Source organism: Burkholderia sp. Se-20378, from assembly GCF_017104665.1.
Classification (GTDB): domain Bacteria; phylum Pseudomonadota; class Gammaproteobacteria; order Burkholderiales; family Burkholderiaceae; genus Burkholderia; species Burkholderia lata.
In genome coordinates this window covers 1-20,845 of sequence record NZ_JAAGPG010000108.1, presented here as the reverse complement: position 1 = coordinate 20,845, position 20,845 = coordinate 1, and the positions used below count along the sequence as shown (strand labels likewise).

Here is a 20,845-nt window from a genome sequence, read left to right as displayed (position 1 = left end):
GCCGTGGCCGCCGTGGCGGCCGGATGCGGCGTGCCGTCGAGTTCGACGTCGACGTTGTGGTCGGGGCTGTCGGCAAGGCCCGCGTAGTACGGGCTCGCGAGCACGATGACGGGCGTGCGTGCGCCGTTCGCGGTTTCGGTCGGGCGCACGATGCGCACGTGGATGCGGTCGCGCGTGCCGTCGCCGTCAGAATCGACCGGCGTGTCGACCCACGCGTTCTCCTCGATCGTGCCGCCCGACAGCGACGGCTGCACCTGGCCGTTCGTGATCACGGGCCGGTAGCGGCCGCCGCTGGCCGGATTGGCGTACGGCACGCCGGACGGCGAAACGCGTGATGCAAGCGACTGCTTGTCGGCCGCCGATGCGGCGGCCCCCTCCTGTTGGCCCTGCGCGAGCGCGGAGACGCCCGCCACGCTGCCGCCGTCGTCGCCGCCGCACGCGGCGAGCGTCGCGGCTGCAACGAGCGCGGGAAGCCACGCGCGACGCAATCCGGTTCGATGAATGTCCATTGTCGACCTCTTCTTTTGATTGTCTGGAACCGGACGGCCCGCGATATGCCCCCTGCGGCCCGGCCGGGTGCTGCATCGGATGAAACGGAACTGCACCTTCGAAAGCGCCGGGCGCGATGCCCGGGTGTCACGGCCGGTGTCGACGCGCGTCACGCATCGTGCAACCCGGCGGGCGTCGGGGCGACTGCATCGCCCCGAACGGAAAGCGTCAGCGCGGCGGCCGCTTCGGGCCGTGCGATCGATGCGAGGCACGCGGCACGAAATGAATGCAGGAGTGCGAATCAAATGCGGGCATGCCCGATCTTCCTTCAGGTTTCAGACGAAACGGAACGGCACGATGCGATGAGGCGGGGATGTTGCGAACGGCGGTGCTGCAACGGCAGGAAAGCGCGACGCGAGTCGGCGGGGCTGGCCGGATTGCTTTCCGGAAGCTTGCGCAAAACTTATCTCAGTGAAATCTCGGTGTCAAACTTTTTTAGTTTGAGTCAAACAAAGTTTTGAAGCGCCCCGGGAGATCGACCTGCGATCGGTCTAAATTTCCGTGAAATCTGTCCGTAAACGGTAAAAAACACATTGAAAGGAGAGAGAGGGCATGACGATTTCAGTCACGGCGGCGAGCGGCCTTTCGCTCGCGCAGATGGTGCAGGAAGCGGCGCTCGACGGGCGCCAGCAGGCGGCCGCGGCGGCCGGGCAACCGCAGGACACGCCGATTACCATCCGGGCGCTGGACCTGGACGTGATGCAGGCGGCGCGCATGAAGCAGATGTCGATACTGGGCAACCTGTCGACGACGCTGCGCGACGTCACCAGCCAGCTCGCGACGAGCATGCACGAGATCATCGCGAAGCGTCCGGACCTGGCCGACGCGCAGTTCGACTTCATGACCGACAACGGCCGGATCAAGGTCGTATCGAAGACGATGACGGAAAGCGATCGCGCGTGGGTGGAGTCGACGCTGAACGCGAACGCGGGCCTCGTGCTGGCGACGCGCGAGTTTCATCAGCAGGCCGTCGACTTCGCGGAGCAGGGCGCGGCCGCCGTCGGCGAGACGTTCACGGACGACGATCGCAAGGTGGCCAGCCAGCGCGCCGACGCGGATTTCCTCTTCATGAAGGAGATCAACGCGTCCGTCGCGCGCAACCGGAAGTTCGAAGAGGTCGGTGGGCATTTCACCGCGCAGGACGGCACGCCGCTGAAGTTCGACCAGTCGGCCGGCAGCGCGCGCGGCACGCTGGCGCTGCTGGATACCGACCGTCAGTTGTCGTCGGGCGCGGCGATCTTCGTCGACGATTCGGGGCAGAAGACCTACGGCCGGCGCGCGGGCCTGATCGACGTCGGCTTCGGGGCCGCGTTCGAGAACATCCTGAACGGCCGCAACAGCATCGGATTCCACGAGATCGCCTGACGATGCGCGTCGCAGAGCCGGGCGCCGCGCGCCGCGCGCCTATTCGTCGCGCAGCGCTTCGGCCGGCCGCACCCGCGCGGCACGCCAGCTCGGGTAGAGCGTCGCGATGCACGACATCAGGAACGCGGCCGCGGCGATCTCGATCACGTCGGTCGCCGCGAGCTTCGACGGCAGCGAGCTGAGGAAATACACGGACGGCGTCAGGAAGCGGATGCCGAGCAACTGCTCGATCGCCGGCAGCACCCACGGGATGCTCACCGCGATCGCGCAGCCGAGCGCGACGCCCGCCAGCGTGCCGGCGAGGCCGATCGTCATCCCCTGGATCGCGAAGATCTTCATGATCGACCCGGGCGGCGCGCCGAGCGTGCGCAGGATCGCGATGTCGCCCTGTTTCTGCGTGACGGTCATCACGAGCGACGATACGAGGTTGAACGCGGCGACCGCGACGATCAGCATCAGGATCAGCGACAGCATGCGCTTTTGCAGCCGCTCGGCTTCGAACCACGTGCGGTTCTGCCGGGTCCAGTCGCGGATATAGAGGTCGCCCGACAGCGTGCGCGACAGTTCCAGTGCGATGTCCGGCGCGCGCTGCAGATCGTCGAGACGCAGCCGGATGCCGGTGGGCGCACGCACGTTGAACAGCGTCTGCGCGTCGCGGAGATGGATGTAGGCGAGCGCGCTGTCGTACTGGTAGTGGCCCGACTCGAACGTGCCGACCACGTTGAACTGCCGGAACTGCGGCAGCGCGTCGCCGACGCGAGCGGCCTTGCCGGGCGCGAAGAACGTGATGCGGTCGCCGATCTTCACGTGCAGCGCGTCGGCCAGCGCCGAGCCGAGCACGATGCCCATCCCGCCCGGCACGAGCGCGTCGAGCCGCCCGGTTTTCAGCTTGCGCGCGATCTCGGACACGCGTGGCTCCAGCACGGGATCGATGCCGCGCAGCGCGACGCCCGTCACGCTGCCCGCGTTCGTCAGCAGCGCCTGCGCGTCGACATAGGGCGCGACGGCGCGCACCGCCGGATTCTGCAGCGATTCGTGCGCGGTGAGCCGCCAGTCGGGCATCGCGCCGGTCGGCGAGAAGATTTCCACGTGCGCGAGCACCGACAGCATCCGGTCGCGCACTTCGGTCCGGAATCCGTTCATCACCGACAGCACGACGATCAGCGCGGCGACGCCGAGCGCGATGCCGGCCATCGCGGCGCCGGCAATGAACGACACGAAGCCGTCGCCGGCCGAGCGCCGGCCGCCGCGCGCATAGCGCAGCCCGATCTGCCATTCGAACGGGAGTTTCAAGCGGTTTCCTTTCATTTTGATTCGATCCAGCCGAGCCGCGCATTCTAGCGAACGCGGCGCCGCCGTGCGCAGACGTTGCGCGATCGACGGCCGATATCCGCCCGACCGGCCGGTCATCCGGCAGCGTTGCACGCCGGCACACCGATATTTCCATCGTTTCGGGTCTGATCGATAATGGCGCCCAGCATCCGGTCGAACATACCAAGCAATTACGGCGCAACCGGGCCGCGCCGTCACAGACCCATAACAATTCGGGGAAGGTTGCCGCACCAGGCAGCATGTCCTTGACAAGGAAATAACAATGGATTTGCTGCGCTTCCTGTTGCTCCTGCCGATTCGCGTGGCGGGCTTCGTCTGGTGGCTGCTCGGCTGTGCGCTGCGGCCGCTGGTCGGCGACGTGTCGTGGACGGCGCCCGCGTGGATGGGCGTCACCGCCGCGGCCGTGCGCCGCCGCCCGTGGCATGCCGGCGGCCTCGTGCTGCTCGCGGCCGCGCTCGGCTACGGCGGTTACTGGTTCAAGCCCCGCCCGAAGCCGCCCGCGCCCGAGACCGTCAGCTTCACCGTGAAGGCGCCGGCGATCACCACCTACGAGGTGGACGACACCGACAAGCCGAAGATCACCGTGCATCCGCTCGAAGTCGCGTTCGCCCAATCGGCGGCGCCGATCGAACAGGTCGGCAAGCCGGCCGGCGACGGCATCGAGATGACGCCCGCGCTGAAGGGCGCATGGGAGTGGGTCGACGACAAGACGCTGCGCTTCACGCCGGCGGCCGACTGGCCGGTCGGCGCGCACGTCGAGGTGCGTTTCGCGGTGCACCGCGTGTTCGCACCGCAGGTGACGATGCACGACGACCGCTTCGCCTTCGACCTGCCCGCGTTCGCCGCGACGTTCGGCAACAATGAGTTCTACCAGAACCCCGACAATCCGGCGGAGAAGCAGGCGCTGCTGCAGTTGCGCTTCAACTACCCGGTCGATCCGGCCGAGTTCGAGAAGCGCATCGGCCTCGTGCTGGTCGGCCGCGACGGCAAGAGTTCGACGCCGCTGCGCTACACGGTCAACTACGACAAGATGAAGACGAGCGCGTGGGTCTACTCGCAGCCGCTCGAGATTCCGCGCGATCCGCTGGTGGCACGGCTCGACGTCGACAAGGGCGTGAAGAGTTCGCGCGGCGGCAACGGCACGCCGGACGTGCTGCATGCGTCGGTCAACGTGCCGGGGCTCTACAGCCTGTCGATCGACAACATCGCGCCGACGCTCGTCGACAACGAGCGCTACGAACCCGAGCAGGTGCTCGTCGCGGAAGCGTCGGACGGCGTGCGCAGCGCCGACCTGGCCGCGCGCGCCAAGGCGTGGGTGCTGCCGAAGCGCAAGCCGGGCGTCGATCAGTCGGACGACGATCCGCCGTACGAATGGAACGTGGCCGACATCAGCGACGCGGTGCTGAAGCAGTCGAAGCCGCTGCCGCTCGACGCGGTGCCGACCGAGAACGACTACGCGACGCTGCAAAGCTTCAAGTACCACGCGACGCCGGGCGATCGCATCGTCGTGCGTTTCGAGGGCGACCTGAAATCGGCGGGCGGCTACCTGCTCGCCAAGCCGGTGACGACCGCGTTCACGGTGCCCGACTATCCGAAGCTGCTGCGCTTCATGGCCGACGGTTCGCTGCTGTCGATGAGCGGTAGCAAGCGGCTGTCGGTCGTGTCGCGCAACCTGCCGGGCATGAAGGTCGAGATCGGCCGCGTGCTGCCCGACCAGCTCCAGCATCTCGTGAGCTTCAACAACGGCACCTACGCGCGGCCCGAGCTGTCGTATTCGTTCAGCGAGGATCACATCGTCGAGCGCTTCGTGCAGACGCGTGCGTTCCCGGCCGGTGACCCCGGCAAGGCGCATTACGAAGGCATCGATCTCGGCCAGTACCTGAAGGGCGGCAAGCGCGGCGTGTTCCTGCTGCACCTGACGAAGTACGACCCGGCGGCCGAGAAGAAGAAAGCCGACGATGCGAAGGATGGCGATGCCTCGTCCGGCGACGGCAGCCAGGATCAGTCCGACAACGCCGATTCGGGCGACAGCAGCGGAAACGGCAACGGCGACGACAGCGACAACGCGCTCGGCGACACGCGCCTGATCGTCGTGACCGATCTCGGGATGCTGGTCAAGAAGGCGCTCGACGGCAGCCAGGACGTGTTCGTCCAGTCGATCCGCAACGGCCGCCCGGTTGCGGGCGCAACCGTGTCGGTGCTCGCGGTGAACGGCCAGGCGCTGTTCACGCAGACCACGAGCGCCGACGGCATCGTGCATTTCCCCGCGTTCAAGGGGCTCGACCGCGAGAAGCGGCCGCAGCTGTATGTCGTGAAGAAGGACACCGACCTGTCGTTCCTGCCGGTGGCCGGCCGCGATCGCCAGCTCGACTTCTCGCGTTTCGACGTCGACGGCGAACGCAATGCGACGGGCCAGGGGCAGTTGTCCGCGTACCTGTTCTCGGATCGCGGCCTGTATCGGCCCGGCGATCCGTTCCACATCGGCCTGATCGTGCGCGCGGCGAGCTGGGCGCGTAGCCCGGCCGGCGTGCCGCTGCAGGCGGAGATCGTCGATCCGCGCGGGATCACCGTCGAGCGCAAGCCGGTGACGGTCGATGCGACCGGCTTCACCGAGCTCGGCTATACGACGGCCGAAACGGCGCCGACCGGCACGTGGACCGTCAACCTGTACATCGTCAAGGACGGCCAGCCCGGCGCCGAGCCGATCGGCAGCACGACGGTGCAGGTGAAGGAGTTCCTGCCCGACCGGATGAAGGTCGACGCGAAGCTGTCGCAGCAGGTCGTCGAAGGATGGGTGAAGCCGAAGGGGCTGAAGGGCATCGTCGATGCGCAGAACCTGTTCGGCACGCCGGCGGAGAAGCGCCGCGTCGCGGCGACGTTGACGCTGCGCCCGGTGTGGCCGTCGTTCCGCAGCTGGCAGGGTTATCACTTCTTCGATGCGCGCCGCGCGAAGGAGGGCTATACGACGACGCTGCAGGACGGCACGACCGACGACAAGGGCCATGCCGAGTTCGATCTCGATCTCGACAAGTACGCGGACGCGACCTACCAGCTCTACTTCCAGGCGAAGGCCTATGAAGCGGAAGGCGGGCGCAACGTCGCCGCGAACGCGCAGACGCTCGTATCGAACAACGACTGGCTCGTCGGCTACAAGTCGGTCGACGATCTCGGCTACGTGAAGCGCGGCAGCCCGCGCACGGTGCGGCTCGTCGCGATCGATCCGAACGCGAAGGCGATCGACGTGAAGGACCTGCGCGCACAGCTCGTCGAGGAGCGCTACGTGTCGGTGCTGACCAAGCAGGATTCCGGCGCGTACAAATACGATTCGCGGCTGAAGGAAGTGCCGGTCGACGAGAAGCCGCTGGCGATTCCGGCGGCCGGGCTCGACTTTGCGCTGCGTACCGACAAGCCGGGCAGCTACGCGCTCGTGATCCGCAACGCGGCCGGCGCTGCAGTGAACCGGATCGAGTATTCGGTCACGGGCGACGCGAACGTCACGCGCTCGCTCGACCGCAACGCGGAGCTGCAGGTGACGCTCGCGAAGCATGACTACAAGCCGGGCGAGCAGGTCGAGATCGCGATCCGCGCGCCTTATGCGGGCAGCGGCCTGATCACGATCGAGCGCGACAAGGTGTACGCGCATGCGTGGTTCCATGCGGACACGACGAGTTCGATTCAGCACATCACGGTGCCGGCCGGTTTCGAAGGAAACGGCTACATCAACGTGCAGTACATCCGCGATCCGTCATCCGACGAAATCTTCATGAGCCCGCTGAGCTACGGCGTCGTGCCGTTCTCGGTGAACCTCGACGCGCGCCGCAATGCGGTGTCCGTCGATGCGCCGGCGCTCGTGAAACCCGGCGACACGGTGAATTTCACCGTGCATTCGGCGAAGCCCGCGAAGGTCGTCGTGTTCGCGGTCGACGAGGGCATCCTGCAGGTCGCGCGCTACAAGCTCGGCGATCCGCTGAAGTTCTTCTTCCGCAAGCGGATGCTCGAAGTCGGCACGTCGCAGATCCTCGACCTGATCCTGCCGGACTTCGAGAAGCTGATGGCGATGGCCGCGCCGGGCGGTGACGCCGACGATGCGATCGGCCGCCAGCTGAACCCGTTCAAGCGCAAGCGCGACAAGCCGGTCGTCTACTGGTCGGGGATCGTCGACGTGAACGGCGATACGCGCCTGAGCTACACCGTGCCCGACTACTTCAACGGCAAGCTGCGCGTGATGGCCGTGTCGGTATCGCCGGACCTGGTCGGTACGTTCGAAGGCGCGACGACCGTGCGCGGCGATTTCGTGCTGTCGCCGAACGTGCCGACGACGCTCGCGCCGGGAGACGAGGCCGACGTCAGCGTCGGTGTCGCGAACAACCTGACGGGTGTCGGCAACCAGCCGGTTCCGGTCGCGGTCACGCTGAAGACGGGCCCGCAGTTGCAGGTGATCGGGCCGGCCACGCAGAACGTCGCGCTCGCGCCGCAGCACGAGGGTGTCGCGATGTTCCGCGTGAAGGCGACCGATACGCTCGGTTCGGGTTCGCTGTCGTTCGGTGCACGCTATGGCGCGAAGGGGGCCCAGCAGCGGGTCGACGTGTCGGTGCGGCCGGCCGCCGCGTTCCGCACGCAGCTCGACATCGCGCGCCTCGATCCGGGCAAGAAGGCGAGCGTGCCGAACCTGCGGTCGATGTACGACGCATATGCGTCACGCGATGCGAGCATCTCGACTGCGCCGCTCGTGCTGTCGGAAGGGTTGTCGTCGTATCTCGTCAACTTCGAGCACTACTGCAGCGAGCAGATGGTGAGCGCGTCGGTGCCGCGCGTGTTCGCGGCGAAGTGGCTGTCGGTGCGGGCGCTGACGAGCGCGATGCATGCCACCGACGCTGGCGCCGACGCGACGAACGCGGCGGCGATCGCGCAGTTCCTCGGTGTGCTGCGCAGCCGGCAGAACGCGCAGGGCGGGTTCGGGCTGTGGAGTGCGACGCCCGACGCCGATCCGTTCGTGTCCGCGTACGCGATGCACGTGCTGCTCGACGCGCGCGAGCGCGGCATCGCGGTGCCGAAGGACATGCTCGACGCGGGCAACCAGTATCTGCAGAAGCTCGCGGCGAACGATTCGCTCGGCTCGCTCGACCTGCTGCGTCAGCGCGCATACGCGGTGTATCTGCTGACGCGCCAGGGCAACGTGACGACCAACAGCCTTGCGGCCGTGCAGAAGCGGCTGCAGGATGCGTATCCGAACGACTGGAAGAACGATCTCGCGGCCGCGTGGCTCGCCGCGTCGTACCAGCTGCTGAAGCAGGACAAGGAGGCCGCGGCGCTGATCGCGGGCCCGCAGGCGCTGCTCGAGCGCAAGCGTGCATCCGACGGCGGCTACGTGACCGGCTACTACCTCGATCCGCTGACGCGCGACGCGAGCGTGCTGTACCTGATCGCGAAGCACTTCCCGGAGCGCGTGCGCAAGCTGTCGCCGCGCGCGATGGACAACCTTGCCGCGCCGCTCGTCGACAACCGCTACAACACGCTGTCGTCGGCGATGACGATCCTCGCGCTCGATGCGTATGCGGCGTCGAGCGCGGGCCAGCTCGACCAGCTCGCGATCGACGAGGTGCGCGCGGGCGCCGCGCCGAAGGACGTGTCGTCGATCCAGGCGAACCTCGTGCGCTCGGGCACGTGGTCGGCCGGTGCGTCGCGTGTCGATTTCGTGAACGGCAGCTCGTTGCCCGCATGGTGGATCACGAGCCAGTCGGGCTACGACCGCGGCACGTCGACGAAGGCGATCAAGGACGGGCTGGAGATCGTGCGCGACTACACCGACACGGACGGCAAGCCGCTCGACAAGATCACGGTCGGCCAGGAGATCGACGTGCACCTGAAGATCCGTGCGACGGGCTCGGCGAGCGTCGGCAACATCGCGATCGTCGACCTGTTGCCGGGCGGCTTCGATCCGGTGATCGCGCCGCCGCCCGTCACCGACGCGCAGGATGGCGACAGCAATGGCGACGGCGGCGCGTCGGCGCCGGTGGCCGATGCCCCGTGGCGTTCGCCGATCGGCGTGAAGGGTTCCACATGGCAGCCGCAGTTCGCGGACGTGCGCGAGGATCGCGTGGTGATCTACGGCACCGCGACGACCGACGTGCGCGAGTTCGTCTACCGGATCAAGGCGAGCAACGCGGGCCGCTTCATCGCGCCGCCGGCATACGGCGAGTCGATGTACGACCGCCGCTTGCAGGCCCAGGCGCCTGGCGGGGCGACACTGACGGTGGAGCGCGTGCGATGACGATGAGGCTGCAACGTCGTGACCGGCCGTGCCGGGTGCGAGGAGCGCCCGCGCGTGGCTGACGACGTTTCGGTGCGCCGGCGCGTGCTGCACGGCGCCGGCCGCTGGTTGCATCGCTGGCAGAACTGGATCGCCGGAGCGCTGCTCGTGTTCGGCGCGCTGGCCGCGTGCCGGCTGTGGCCGCATCCGCCGCTGCGCGACTGGAAGCCGTCGTCGGTCGCGGTGACGGACGCGCAAGGCCGGTTGCTGCGCCTGACGCTTGCAAAGGACGACCGCTACCGGCTGTGGGTGCCGCTCGACCGGATGTCGCCGCAGCTCGTCGAAGCCGTGATGCTGCACGAGGACCGCTGGTTCTGGTGGCATCCGGGCTTCAACCCGTACGGGCTCGCACGCGGCGCGTGGATCACGTATGTGCGCGGCGGCAATCCGCAGGGCGGCTCGACGCTGACGATGCAGCTCGCCCGCTCGCTGTGGCGGCTGAACACGCGCACGCCGGCCGGCAAGCTCGAGCAGGTCGCGCGCGCGATGCAGCTCGAACTCTTCTATTCGAAGCGGCAGATCCTCGAGGCGTATCTGAACGATGCGCCGTATGGCCGCAACGTCGAAGGTGCGGGCACTGCGAGCGTCGTCTATTTCGACCGGATGCCCGACGCGTTGACGCTGCCGGAGGCGCTCGCGCTCGCGGTGATTCCGCAGGACCCGGCGCGACGCGTGCGCGGCGGGCAGGATGAAATCAACCGCGCGCTGGCCGCGTCGCGCAACCGGCTGTATGCGCGCTGGCTGACGAAGCATCCGGGCGATGCATCGTTCAAGCCGCTGTTCGCATTGCCGCTTGCGATGCGGCCATTGTCGGCACTGCCGTTCGATGCGCCGCACGCGGTCGACCAGGCACTTGCCGCGCGCAGCGCGTGGCGTACGACCTCGAGCGCGGCGGCACACGACAGCGACGCCGACGCGCGGCTCGTGACGACGCTCGATCTCGACCTGCAGCGTACGCTCGAACGGCAGATCGCACGCTATGTCGCGCGCAACGATACACGCGGTGTGCGCAATGCGGCGGCGATCCTCGTCGACACGCGCGACATGGGCGTGAAGGCGCTCGTCGGCTCCGCGAATTTCTTCGACCGCACGATCGACGGGCAGGTGAACGGCACGCTCGCGCGGCGGTCACCCGGCTCGACGCTCAAGCCGTTCATCTACGCGCTCGGCTTCGACCAGGGCGTGCTGCATCCGCAGACCGTGCTGCGCGACGTGCCGACCGCGTTCGGCCCCTATGCGCCGGAGAATTTCGACGGCCATTTCCTCGGGCCGATCACCGCGACCGATGCGCTGAACCGCAGTCGCAACGTGCCGGCCGTGTGGGTCGCATCGCAGCTCAAGTCGCCCGATCTGTACCGGTTCCTGCAGGAAGCCGGCGTGCGCCGGCTCGCGAGCGCGCAGCACTACGGGCTCGCGCTCGTGCTCGGCGGCGGCGAAGTGACGATGCAGGATCTCGCGGCGCTCTACGCGATGCTCGCGAATCGCGGCGAGTTCCGGCCGCTGCGGCTGCGCGCGGACGAGCCGGCGCTGCCCGGCCGGCGTCTGCTCAGTGCCGAGGCGAGCTACATGACGATGGACATGCTGCGTCAGCATCTGCGGCCCGACGAGACGAGCGGCGCGCAGCCGTCGAGCGTACCGGTCTACTGGAAGACCGGCACGTCATGGTCGTTCCGTGATGCGTGGACGGCCGGCGTGTTCGGCCCGTATGTGCTGGTCGTGTGGGTCGGCAATTTCGACAACTCGACCAATACGGCGTTCGTCGGCGTCGATGCGGCCGCGCCGCTGTTCTTTCAGGTCGTCGATGCACTGAATGCCGAGCGCACGCTCGTCGAGCCGCCGCGTGCGATGCCGCCGAAGCTGAAGCGCGTGCGGATCTGCCTCGCGAGCGGCGACTTGCCGAACGAGTGGTGCCCGCAGCAGGGCTGGACGTGGTTCATTCCAGGCACGTCGCCGATCCGCGTGAGTACCGTGCACCGGCCGGTCGTGATCGACGATGCGACCGGGAAAGCCGCGTGCCCGCCGTACGACGGCAAGCGCACGCATACGGAGATCTTCGAGTTCTGGCCGTCGGATCTGCAACAGGTGTTCGTGCAGGCCGGCATTCCGCGCCGGCGGCCGCCGCAGAACGCGGAGTGTCGCGACGCGGGGCAGGTCGAGGGCGATCCGCCGCGCATCACGTCGCCGCTGCGCGGCAGTACGTATGCGATGCGCGTGAAGAGTACGGAGGAGACGCGCATCGCGTTCAACGCGACGGCCGATGCGAGCGCGCATGCGCTGTACTGGTTCGTCAACGATGCGTTTGTCGGGCGCAGTACGCCGGGCGATGCGCTGTTCTGGCAGCCGCGGACGGCCGGCAGTTATACGGTGCGGGTGGTCGATGATCACGGGCGGAGCGATCAGCGGCCGTTGGGGGTCGGGCTGGAGCAGTAGGCGCCGTATCTGTATCCGTATCGCGCGTTCGCGGTCAGCGTGCCGCGATCTGCGCGGTGTCGCGGCGAAGGCTCGTGTGAGTGAGCATCAGCAGGTTGACGACGACGACGGCGATCGTCGCGACGATCATCCAGTTCACGCCGCCGTGGGTCACCAATACGCCTGCTGCATACGGAAATCCGAACAGGCCCGTGAAGTAGGCGATCGTGAAGACTTGCGAGCTCGCCGATGCGGACAAGCCGTTTTCGCTGGCGAGATTGACCGCCATGCCGTTCAAGGTGGAGTAGCTGAGTCCGTAGCCGATCGCGAAGATGAACGAGCCGATCACGTACAGGATTTCACTGCCCGGATTGGACACGAAGAGGATCAGCGCCAGGAGCGTCAGCGCGAACAGCGTGAACGCGAGCTTTCGGACCGGCAATCGGCTGATCGTCTGCGCCAGCGTGAATCGGCAGAAGACGGTCGTCAACGTGAAAGTCACGAAGAAGAGATCGGGCGACAGGTGTCGCGACTCCGCATAGATCGCCTGAAAATTCGATAACGCGGAAAAGACGCATGCGGCGAGTCCGATCATGATGATCGGCAGCCGGGTGACATGGCGCAGGATCTCGGCAACCCGCGCGGCTGTCAGGCCGGTTGCATCCGCCTGCGGATGGGGTGTGCGTTCCGTTCGTTGTCGGACAATCGAAAATGCGATGGCTGCGATCACGCAGAGACACGCCAGGCCTGCATAGACGATGGTGTACGACCCGAAGCGACGGGAGATGAAATGGCCGATCGGTGACGCGAGACCCAGCCCGACCATCTGACCGCCCGAGAGCAAGGTCAGGTATTTGATCCGCGCTGAGGGCCTGAGGTGATGAATGATCTGAAGCGGCGCGAGTATGTAAAAGGCCGACCATCCCATTCCCAGAAGCAGGCCGCCGATGAATGCGATCCTCAGATCGTGCGCTGCCAGGCTGAACGCGAGCATGGCAAGCGCCATGACGGCAGCGGCGGCCACGATGGTCGACATCAACCCGATTCGTTGTGCTACCCATCCGGCGACAAGAGAGCTGACGATCATGGTCAGAATGCCGGTCGAGATCACGGCGCCTGCCATCGACGAATCCAGGCCGCTCTGACGCAAATGCTCGGAAAGGAGAAAGCTGGCGCCGTAGGCGGCGGCAAGTGCGACGCTCGCGACGAGGAATGGAACGAACGTGGCAGCGGCGAGCGAAGACGGAAGCGGGTCAGCGGATGTGTTCATGGCGTTGGCGTCCAGTTTTTATCGCCGCCACGATGCCTTGAGCGGGCCGGATTTCTTTGATCGTCTTGTACCCACATATGGCGTGCAGAAGGCCCCTGCGGATATTCCGATCCCGAGACTGACGGGCATTGTGTTTTAGGTAGAAGCGCGATGAAATGTACAGTGAAGCCGATTTTCTACTGCACAGTACATGTCGTTGCTGATGGGCTTCGGTTCGGAAGCGTGATGCCGACCGAGATTACGTTGGATGGTTTCGAAACGCGATCCACTACCTGCCTGAATCATTCTGATGTTGCTACCGCTCATATTTCTACCCGCGATGCCGTGCGATGCCCGCATGTATGGCGATCAGATCGAAGCGCTGAAGGATCTTGCTTCACCGACCGTGAAGATATTTGCGCATGCAACCTTCGCCGAGAGTGCCGAGCAGCTCCTGGCATCGACAAGCGGTGCGTTCATTCTTGTCGGTACGGCATACGGTGGATGTCTCGCGATGGAGGTGCTCGCGAGAGCGCCGGACCGCGTCCGCGGACTCTGGCTGATGAATTGCCAGCCGGGCGTTCATCCTGATCCGGACGCCGTTCGTGCCACCAGCCGGCGTATTCGCGCTGGAGAGCACGAGCGCGTCATTGCGGAGTTCGCCGAACAGGCCATCCCGGCGCACGATGGCATCTCACGGTCTGCATTCATGCAGATGGCCCGTGATGCCGGCGCAGATTTGTTTGCCCAACAGTCCGATGCCACGCTGACGCGCCCGGATCATTGGTCGACGCTGGCGTCGAGCCAGGTTCCTACGTTGCTCATCTGGGGCGCCGCTGACCGTTTCGTCCCCGTCGACGTTGGCCAGCGCATCGCCGGCTTGATGCCGCACGCCCGATTCGAAGCGATAGAAGGGTGTGGTCATTTCCCGACCCTGGAGCGTCCGTCGCTATGCACGGCGATTGCACGCGAGTGGTTGACGGAGTCGGTGCTGGGTTGAGTCGTGCGTGGGAACGGATGACATGGCCGATTGCGTGCGATTGGATCGGCAGTCGATGCCGGCCGTCGACTTCGCGCGCAAGTGCCGCGTTCGATGCGCGTCACGGACGGGGCCGCACCGACAGACACGAGCGTTGAATTTCGGTCTCGGTGGAAACAGCGGCCGACTGATCGTGGAGTAGTATTTCCCCAGGTCCAGGTTATTGCCAGATCTCTACGGCGCACAGCCGACCCATTCGTGACGACGGCGGCGAGCTCGCTCAGGCGTTTCGAAACTGTTTCAACGATACGTGTGGCGGCGCCGGCCGTAGCGGCGGCATTGATGGGAATGCATCATGTCAACCGAGTGGAAGCACCGCGTCAGACTGTTTGTCCAGCGTTTCTGGCAGCCGACCAGTGCGTGCATGACGTGCATGCCGGGGAGCTGGGGAAATGTCATGAGCGTTGCCCACTGGACTATCGCATTTCATACGGGGCTGCTTACCGGACTCCTTGCCGTGCTCTTGACGTTCACGCCGGCGGCGAAACTCTACACGCATCGATACGGCAATGCGCTGGTCGTTGGCGTCCTGACAACGTTGGGCGACGCCTACTCGCACGCGAGTCACTACCGTATCCCCTATGTCGAGCACATCGTGACGGGGGCAATTTCAGGTGTCTTTACGCTGGCGGCGTCCTATCTCTTCGAAGACCGCGCGCGACGCATTCGGGCGGTGTGGGCCCGGGTTTTCGGATAGCTTGTCCGCTGATTTCCTGAACCCGCCGGGCCAGACGGAAAGAGGCTCCCCGGTGAGGCTACGCTTCATGATCGGGAGGCCGCGCATGGACAACCGGAACGAGTGGCGGTCAGGAGCGGGCATTCGACATAGCCGGATGGACCGTCGCCGATCGCCGCTCATTCGAGACCGTGCGAACCATGATCTTTCGCTCACTATTTCGATCGCCGAGTTTGGTGCAAGCAACGTAGCAGTCAAACGATCCGGTGCATGGAACCATTCGTTGCGAACGGTTCGATCAGCGACTGGCTGCGGCTGGTCGCAATAACAGCAGCGCACCAGCAACGCCTCGCCCACCCCATCACCCGTCATCCACTTTCGCCTGCAGCCCCTTCAACCCCTGGATCACGACCAGCAGCGCGCGCCCGTGCTCGTCCGACCCGTCCCACGCGTCGACGATCGCGTCGCGCAGCAGGTCGTTGTACTGGCGGCGCGACGGCCCGGTATCGACACCATAGAAACTGCATAGCTTATTGAATGGCGCGCTGCGGCGCAGCCGATGCCCGTTCGACAGCCTCAGGCGCGATACGGTCGGCTGGCTGACCCCGGAGAGTCGCGCTATTTCGCTGGACGAGCGTGTATCTGCCATCAGGCGGCGCAACAGGTCTTGAACGGGAAAATCTTGGTCCGGGGCTTCCATGCGATGCATTATACCTATACAGTTACGGCTGTTGAATGGGCTTGCTGTCACCAGCGAGGCTGTATCCCGAGATAGTTGATGACACTGAAACACCTCCCACCCACGTTCTGCTGGACCAAGATCGGTACCGAGTCCGGCGAGGAACTGCCGACCGTCGTGCTCCGCAAGGAATGGGAGCGCCGGCTCGGGGGCGGGCGTTTTCTGTGGGGCATCAACCAGCCGCTCGGCAGCAGCGCGCAAGTCGCCGCGCATCGCACGGGCTCGCTGCTCGCACTGTTTTCGCCGGTCGCGTCGCGCCCGCGCCCGGGCGAGCGGAAAGACATGCTGCTGTGGAATGCATGGGTCGACGCGAGCGGGCAGGTGCGGCCGTTGCCGCCGCACACGTTCATCGCCAGCCGCTCGACCTTGCCGTCGGGCCGGCGCCGCGAACAGCACTACGCGCTCGTGTGCGCGTCATCCACCGCGCTGACGGTCGGCACGCAGTTGCGCGTGTTTCCCGATCACCTGCGCAGCGTGAGCACCGGCAAGTCGCTCGGCGCCGCACAGGGGGCGGCCGTGGTCGATTGCGTCGGGCGTGCGAAGGAGCAGACGGGCAAGAGCTATCCGCTCGCGCTGTCGGTCGAGCTCGAAGCACCGTATTTCGTGCGGCTCGCGCAGCCGTGCGTGTTGAAGGCGCGTGATCTCGCAGAAGTGAACAAGGCGACGCGCGCGGGGGATTTCGATCGCTTCGTCGAGCTCGTCGCGCGCTTGCGCGGCCGTTCGCCGACGGACGACGTACGCGGCGTCACGCGTGATCTGTTCGATGTGCCGCCGATCGAAACGGCGGCCGCGTATGTTGCGCCCACACACGTGGCGCGATTGCGCAATCGGCCGGCGGCCGAGCATCCGCGTGATCTCACCGGCGACCTGTTCGACCTGTCGCCGGGTGAGGCGGCCGCATTCGCGGGCCTCGCGCATCGGCGCATCGGGCGCGCGTGACGAAACGCGCGCAGCAGATCGCGCAAGAATTTGTTGCAATCTCGCCATAGCGGAGCGGCGAGCGCAGAGAGACAATCGCCACGAAGCGCGCTGCGCGGCGGCCGATGCGTCGATACTCGATGGGTCGTGGTTCACGCCGCCGACATGCGCACCACGCACACTGAGCGTCGGCGTGCTTCACACTGCAACCCTGAGGGAGAAGTGTCGATGTCGACCCACATCTGTTCGCGGGAAGCCCGGGCCGCGCAGCGCTTCGTCGAAGCCACGCGCAATGTCGATCAGGCCTTTCGCGCCGTGCGCGGCGAAAGCGACGACGACATTTCGTCGGCCGAATACGCACGCGCGATGTCGCGCCTCGATCACGCACTCGACGAGCTGGCGCGCGCACAGGAATTCTTCGATCGCGTAGTCAGCGCCGACACAACCGCGCAAGACAACTGATCCCGCCGCTGCCACGTATTCGCGCGTCAGGCGACGCGCGTGCATCTTCATGCCGGGCATTGCGCCCGGCATGTCATTCACTCATCCCGTTCCGACTTCAGACCTTGCGGCCTTCGACCGGATAGCCGGGATCGGTATAGCCGTGCGTCGAGGCATGCCCGGGCGGTACGAGCGAATCGACGAACCGTTCGTCGTCCGGGCCGAGTTCGAGCTTCAGCGCGTCGATGTAGCTGTCCCAGTGCGCTTCGGTGCGCGGCCCCGCAATCGTCGAGCTGACGATGCGGTTCTTCATGACCCACGCGAGCGCGAACGCAACCGACGTCGTGCCGCGCGCGGCTGCGTGTGCGGCCACCTGCTGGGCGATGTGCAACGATTCGGGGCGCCATTCCGTTTGCTGGATGCGCCGGTCGCCGCGGCCCGCGCGCGAATCGGCGGGCGGCTGCGCATCCACCGCGTATTTGCCGGTCAGCACACCGCGCGCGAGCGGGCTGTACGGCACGACGCCGATCCCGTAGTGCGCGGCGGCCGGAAGCTGTTCGACCTCGGCCGTGCGATCGACGAGGTTGTACAGCGGCTCGCTCGCGACCGGGCGATCGATGCCGAGCTGGTCGGCGAGCCGCACGACGTCGGCGATGCGCCAGCCCTTGAAGTTCGACAGCCCGAAGTAGCGCACCTTGCCTTGCCGGATCAGGTCGGCGATCGCGCGCATGCCTTCGTCGAGCGGCGCATCGGTCAGCGCGCGATGGAAATAGAGGATGTCGATGTAGTCGGTGCCGAGCCGCTTCAGGCTCGCGTTGACCGATTCGACGATCCATTTGCGCGACTGGCCCTGCCGGTTCGGCCCGGCGTCCGGCCCGGCCGGATAGCCGAACTTCGTCGCGACGACCCAGCTGTTGCGACGCGGCGCAATCGCGCGGCCGACGACTTCTTCCGAGCGGCCGGCGTGATAGACGTCGGCCGTGTCGATGAAATTGATGCCCTGGTCGAAGGCCTTGTCGATGATTCTTGCGGACGTCGCTTCGTCGGTTTCGCCGCCGAACATCATTGCGCCGAGACACAGCGGCGACACCTTGAGCGCGCTGCGCCCGAGATAGCGGTAATCCATGAAGGCTCCAAGCAGGCGCGTGCCCGCCGGTTGAATGAAGGGACGCTGCGCTTACACGCCGGCTTCGTCGAACACGCGCTGCGCGATCGTCAGCGCCGAGCTGGCGGTCGGCCAGCCCGAGTAGAACGCGAGGTGCGTGATCGCTTCGACGAGCTCGTCGCGCGTGAGGCCGTTGTCGAGCGCTTTCTTCAGGTGGAACGGCAGTTCGTTGACGCGATACAGCGATACGAGGCTCGCGACCGTGACGAGGCTGCGATCGCGCGGCGACAGGCCGGGGCGCTGCCAGACGTCGCCGAACAGCACGTTGTCGGTGTAGTCGGCGAGGGCGGGGGCGATGGCGCCGAATGCTTTGCGTGCAGGGGAAGTCGGTTCGGACATCGAGGGCTCCGGGGTAGGTGGGGAACACCGTCGATGGTAGCTACCGATGCGTCTATCGATAATCCCCGGCAATCCGCATGCACTTATCGATCCGGTTCATGAATCGCGGCGCATGGGCGGCGCCTCGTCGGCTCATGCGCGATAGCGCAGCGCATCGACGATCACGGCGAGCGCGCGCGACGACTGCCGCCGGCTCGCGTAGTACAGGTGATGGCCGGGGAACGTCGGGCACCAGTCGTCGAGCACGCTGTCGAGGCGGCCGGCGGCGACATGCGGCGCCGCGAGTTCGGCGGGCACGTAGGCGAGCCCGTAGCCCGCGAGCGCCGCATCGAGCGTCTCGTAGGTGCCGTTGAACGTGACTTGCCCGTCGACGCGCACCTGCAGCATGTCGTCGCCGCGCGCGAGTTCCCACGCGTACAGCGCGCCGTGCGTCGGCAGGCGCAGGTTGATGCAGTCATGCGCGACCAGATCCTGCGGCGACACGGGGCGCGCGCGTTCCGCGAAATACGCGGGCGCGCCGACGATCGCCATTTTCATGTCGGCCGAGATGCGTACGGCGATCATGTCCTTCGCCACCTGGTCGCCGAGCCGCACGCCGACGTCGAAGCGTTCCGCGACGATGTCGGACAGCCCGTAGTCGTTCACGAACTCGACCTTCAGGTCGCGGTAGTCGCGCAGGATCGGCGCAAGCTTCGGCCACAGCAGCGTGCGGATCACGAAGTCGGTCGCGTTGATGCGCACGGTGCCCGCGGGCTGGTCGCGCAGTTCCGCGAGCGCGGTCAGTTCGGCTTCGATTTCGTCGAAGCGTGGCGCGAGATTGAGCAGCAGGCGCTCGCCGGCTTCGGTCGGCGCCACGCTGCGTGTCGTGCGCGTGAGCAGTCGCACGCCGAGGCGCGTTTCGAGCGAGCGGATCGTATGGCTGAGCGCGGATTGCGAGACGCCGAGCTGCGCGGCCGCACGCGTGAAACTGCGTTCGCGCGCGACGGCGATGAAAGCGAGGAGGTCCGCAAAGTTGTCGCGCGGCATGGAAGGTGTCGGATGGTCGATGCCAGCGCATCGTACCACCGGGTTTGCCGGGCCGCGTTGCGGCGCGCGTCAGCCTGCGCGCGTCATGCCCGGCGCATGGGGCGCGGGATGGTACGCATAGCCGCCGTGCTGGAACGACGTCGCGAAGAACCGCATCTGGTAGCGGATCGCATTCGACCAGTAATCCCATGTGTGGCCGCCTGGCCGCTCCGCATAGTCGTGCGGTACGCCGAGCGCGACGAGCCGTTCGTGCAGCGTGCGGTTCGAGCCGACGAACGCGTCGTCGCGGCCGCAATCGATCGTCAGGTCGAGATGCGCGCGCACGAACGCGCTGGCGCTCGCGACGATCACGTTGCGGTTCCAGAACGACGGATGGCGGCCGGGGTCGCCGAATACGTGGTCGATGCCCGGCTCGTCTCCGCAGCAGCGCGGATCGACCGCGCCGCTGATGCTGCCGACCGCGCCGAACGTGTCGGGCCGGTCGAGCGCGATGCGCAGCGCGCCGAAGCCGCCCATGCTGAGCCCGGTGATTGCGCGAGCGCGTTGCGTTGCAATCGTGCGGAAGTGCAGATCGACGTAGGACACGACTTCGTCGCCGATGAAGGTTTCGTAGCGGCTGCCCGAGTCGAACGGGCTGTCGATGTACCAGCTCTCGTGCCCGCCGTCGGGCATCACGAGGATCACGTGGTAGCGGTCGGCCAGCGCGGCGATGTGCGTGTTCGACGTCCAGTCGGTATGGTCGCCGCCGGAGCCGTGCAGCAGATAGACGACCGGATAGCGGTCGCCGTCGCGGGTGCCGCGTGCATAAGCGTCGGGCAGCACGACGGTTGCCTTGAGCGTCTCGTTCATCGCGGCGCTGGGAATGGCGACGACCCGCGCGTGGAATGCGAGAGCAGGGCCCGAAATGGCGAGCAGCAGAAGCAGCCAGAAGGCGCGTGCCAGGTACATCGATCCTCGCATGTGTCGACCCCGTCCGGCGCCGGGCGCCGGGAAAACCTAGTTCGACCGACTCTAGCAACCGCGCCTTTCAACCATATTTCGGCGAATCCTACGGGTTGTCAGGCGGGCGGCGCGTGCACGATGCGCTCGAGCGCCACGCGAAACGCATCGGGTTGCTCCGCCGGGATCAGGTGCCCGCAGCGTTCGATCGTGTCGAAGCCGGCGCAGCGCGCGAGCGCCCAGTCGGGCACGTGCCAGCCCGCGCGCGAGCGGTCGCCGGCGACCAGCCAGACCGGGTGACGCTCGAACACCTGCGCGAGCGCCTGCAGGTAGCCGGGTTCGCCCGTCG

At 66.6% G+C, this 20,845-nt stretch carries 15 protein-coding genes and 1 pseudogene; 7 read left to right on the top strand and 9 right to left on the bottom strand.

Annotation, left to right across the window (positions count from 1 at the left end):
* Positions 1–509 (bottom strand): CocE/NonD family hydrolase (locus G3N93_RS14365; RefSeq protein WP_277396548.1); only part of this gene is annotated, 509 nt, incomplete at its 3' end.
* A 592-nt stretch (positions 510–1,101) separates the two neighbouring features.
* Here G3N93_RS14365 and G3N93_RS14360 point away from each other — a divergent pair.
* Positions 1,102–1,914, top strand: a complete 813-nt coding sequence (locus G3N93_RS14360; RefSeq protein WP_206133324.1) for a hypothetical protein — start codon at positions 1,102–1,104, stop codon at positions 1,912–1,914.
* A gap of 39 nt (positions 1,915–1,953) precedes the next feature.
* Here G3N93_RS14360 and G3N93_RS14355 read toward each other — a convergent pair whose 3' ends face one another.
* Positions 1,954–3,222: a lipoprotein-releasing ABC transporter permease subunit gene (locus G3N93_RS14355; protein ID WP_174936321.1), complete on the bottom strand. Its 1,269-nt coding sequence runs from the start codon at positions 3,220–3,222 to the stop codon at positions 1,954–1,956.
* 286 nt (positions 3,223–3,508) lie between these two features.
* Between G3N93_RS14355 and G3N93_RS14350 the strand changes: the two genes are divergently transcribed.
* Both G3N93_RS14350 and pbpC read left to right on the top strand, forming a co-directional pair.
* Positions 3,509–9,517 carry an MG2 domain-containing protein gene (locus tag G3N93_RS14350; RefSeq protein ID WP_206133323.1) on the top strand — a complete coding sequence of 2,003 codons (6,009 nt, stop codon included), beginning with the start codon at positions 3,509–3,511 and terminating at the stop codon, positions 9,515–9,517.
* A gap of 54 nt (positions 9,518–9,571) precedes the next feature.
* Positions 9,572–11,986: a penicillin-binding protein 1C gene (pbpC, locus tag G3N93_RS14345; RefSeq protein WP_206133322.1), complete on the top strand. Its 2,415-nt coding sequence runs from the start codon at positions 9,572–9,574 to the stop codon at positions 11,984–11,986.
* Between the two features lie 34 nt (positions 11,987–12,020).
* Here pbpC and G3N93_RS14340 read toward each other — a convergent pair whose 3' ends face one another.
* Complete coding sequence (locus tag G3N93_RS14340) at positions 12,021–13,235, bottom strand: MFS transporter (protein WP_206133321.1); 1,215 nt, start codon at positions 13,233–13,235, stop codon at positions 12,021–12,023.
* Between the two features lie 289 nt (positions 13,236–13,524).
* On the opposite strand from G3N93_RS14340, the gene G3N93_RS14335 reads away from it, so the two are divergent.
* Both G3N93_RS14335 and G3N93_RS14330 read left to right on the top strand, forming a co-directional pair.
* Positions 13,525–14,214: an alpha/beta fold hydrolase gene (locus G3N93_RS14335; RefSeq protein WP_206133320.1), complete on the top strand. Its 690-nt coding sequence runs from the start codon at positions 13,525–13,527 to the stop codon at positions 14,212–14,214.
* Positions 14,215–14,548: 334 nt separating this feature from the next.
* Positions 14,549–14,950: a hypothetical protein gene (locus G3N93_RS14330; protein WP_174936330.1), complete on the top strand. Its 402-nt coding sequence runs from the start codon at positions 14,549–14,551 to the stop codon at positions 14,948–14,950.
* A gap of 340 nt (positions 14,951–15,290) precedes the next feature.
* Here G3N93_RS14330 and G3N93_RS14325 read toward each other — a convergent pair whose 3' ends face one another.
* A complete protein-coding gene (locus tag G3N93_RS14325) occupies positions 15,291–15,629 on the bottom strand; it encodes a helix-turn-helix transcriptional regulator (RefSeq protein ID WP_124585589.1) in 339 nt (112 codons plus the stop codon).
* A gap of 78 nt (positions 15,630–15,707) precedes the next feature.
* On the opposite strand from G3N93_RS14325, the gene G3N93_RS14320 reads away from it, so the two are divergent.
* Both G3N93_RS14320 and G3N93_RS14315 read left to right on the top strand, forming a co-directional pair.
* Positions 15,708–16,607 carry a hypothetical protein gene (locus tag G3N93_RS14320; RefSeq protein WP_174936332.1) on the top strand — a complete coding sequence of 300 codons (900 nt, stop codon included), beginning with the start codon at positions 15,708–15,710 and terminating at the stop codon, positions 16,605–16,607.
* 207 nt (positions 16,608–16,814) lie between these two features.
* On the top strand, positions 16,815–17,048 hold the full coding sequence (locus G3N93_RS14315; protein ID WP_174936333.1) for a hypothetical protein: 234 nt from the start codon (positions 16,815–16,817) through the stop codon (positions 17,046–17,048).
* Positions 17,049–17,145: 97 nt separating this feature from the next.
* Here the strand turns inward: G3N93_RS14315 and G3N93_RS14310 are convergent, their stop codons facing one another.
* The 5 genes and pseudogenes from G3N93_RS14310 to G3N93_RS14290 all read right to left on the bottom strand — a co-directional run.
* A complete protein-coding gene (locus G3N93_RS14310; protein ID WP_206133319.1) occupies positions 17,146–18,153 on the bottom strand; it encodes an aldo/keto reductase in 1,008 nt (335 codons plus the stop codon).
* 51 nt (positions 18,154–18,204) lie between these two features.
* On the bottom strand, positions 18,205–18,531 hold the full coding sequence (locus tag G3N93_RS14305; protein ID WP_011354130.1) for a carboxymuconolactone decarboxylase family protein: 327 nt from the start codon (positions 18,529–18,531) through the stop codon (positions 18,205–18,207).
* A 132-nt stretch (positions 18,532–18,663) separates the two neighbouring features.
* Positions 18,664–19,557 carry a LysR family transcriptional regulator gene (locus tag G3N93_RS14300; RefSeq protein WP_174936343.1) on the bottom strand — a complete coding sequence of 298 codons (894 nt, stop codon included), beginning with the start codon at positions 19,555–19,557 and terminating at the stop codon, positions 18,664–18,666.
* 69 nt (positions 19,558–19,626) lie between these two features.
* On the bottom strand, positions 19,627–20,505 hold the full coding sequence (locus G3N93_RS14295) for an alpha/beta hydrolase family protein (RefSeq protein WP_174936345.1): 879 nt from the start codon (positions 20,503–20,505) through the stop codon (positions 19,627–19,629).
* Between the two features lie 110 nt (positions 20,506–20,615).
* Positions 20,616–20,845 (bottom strand): annotated as a pseudogene (locus tag G3N93_RS14290) (alpha/beta hydrolase); the annotation flags it as partial.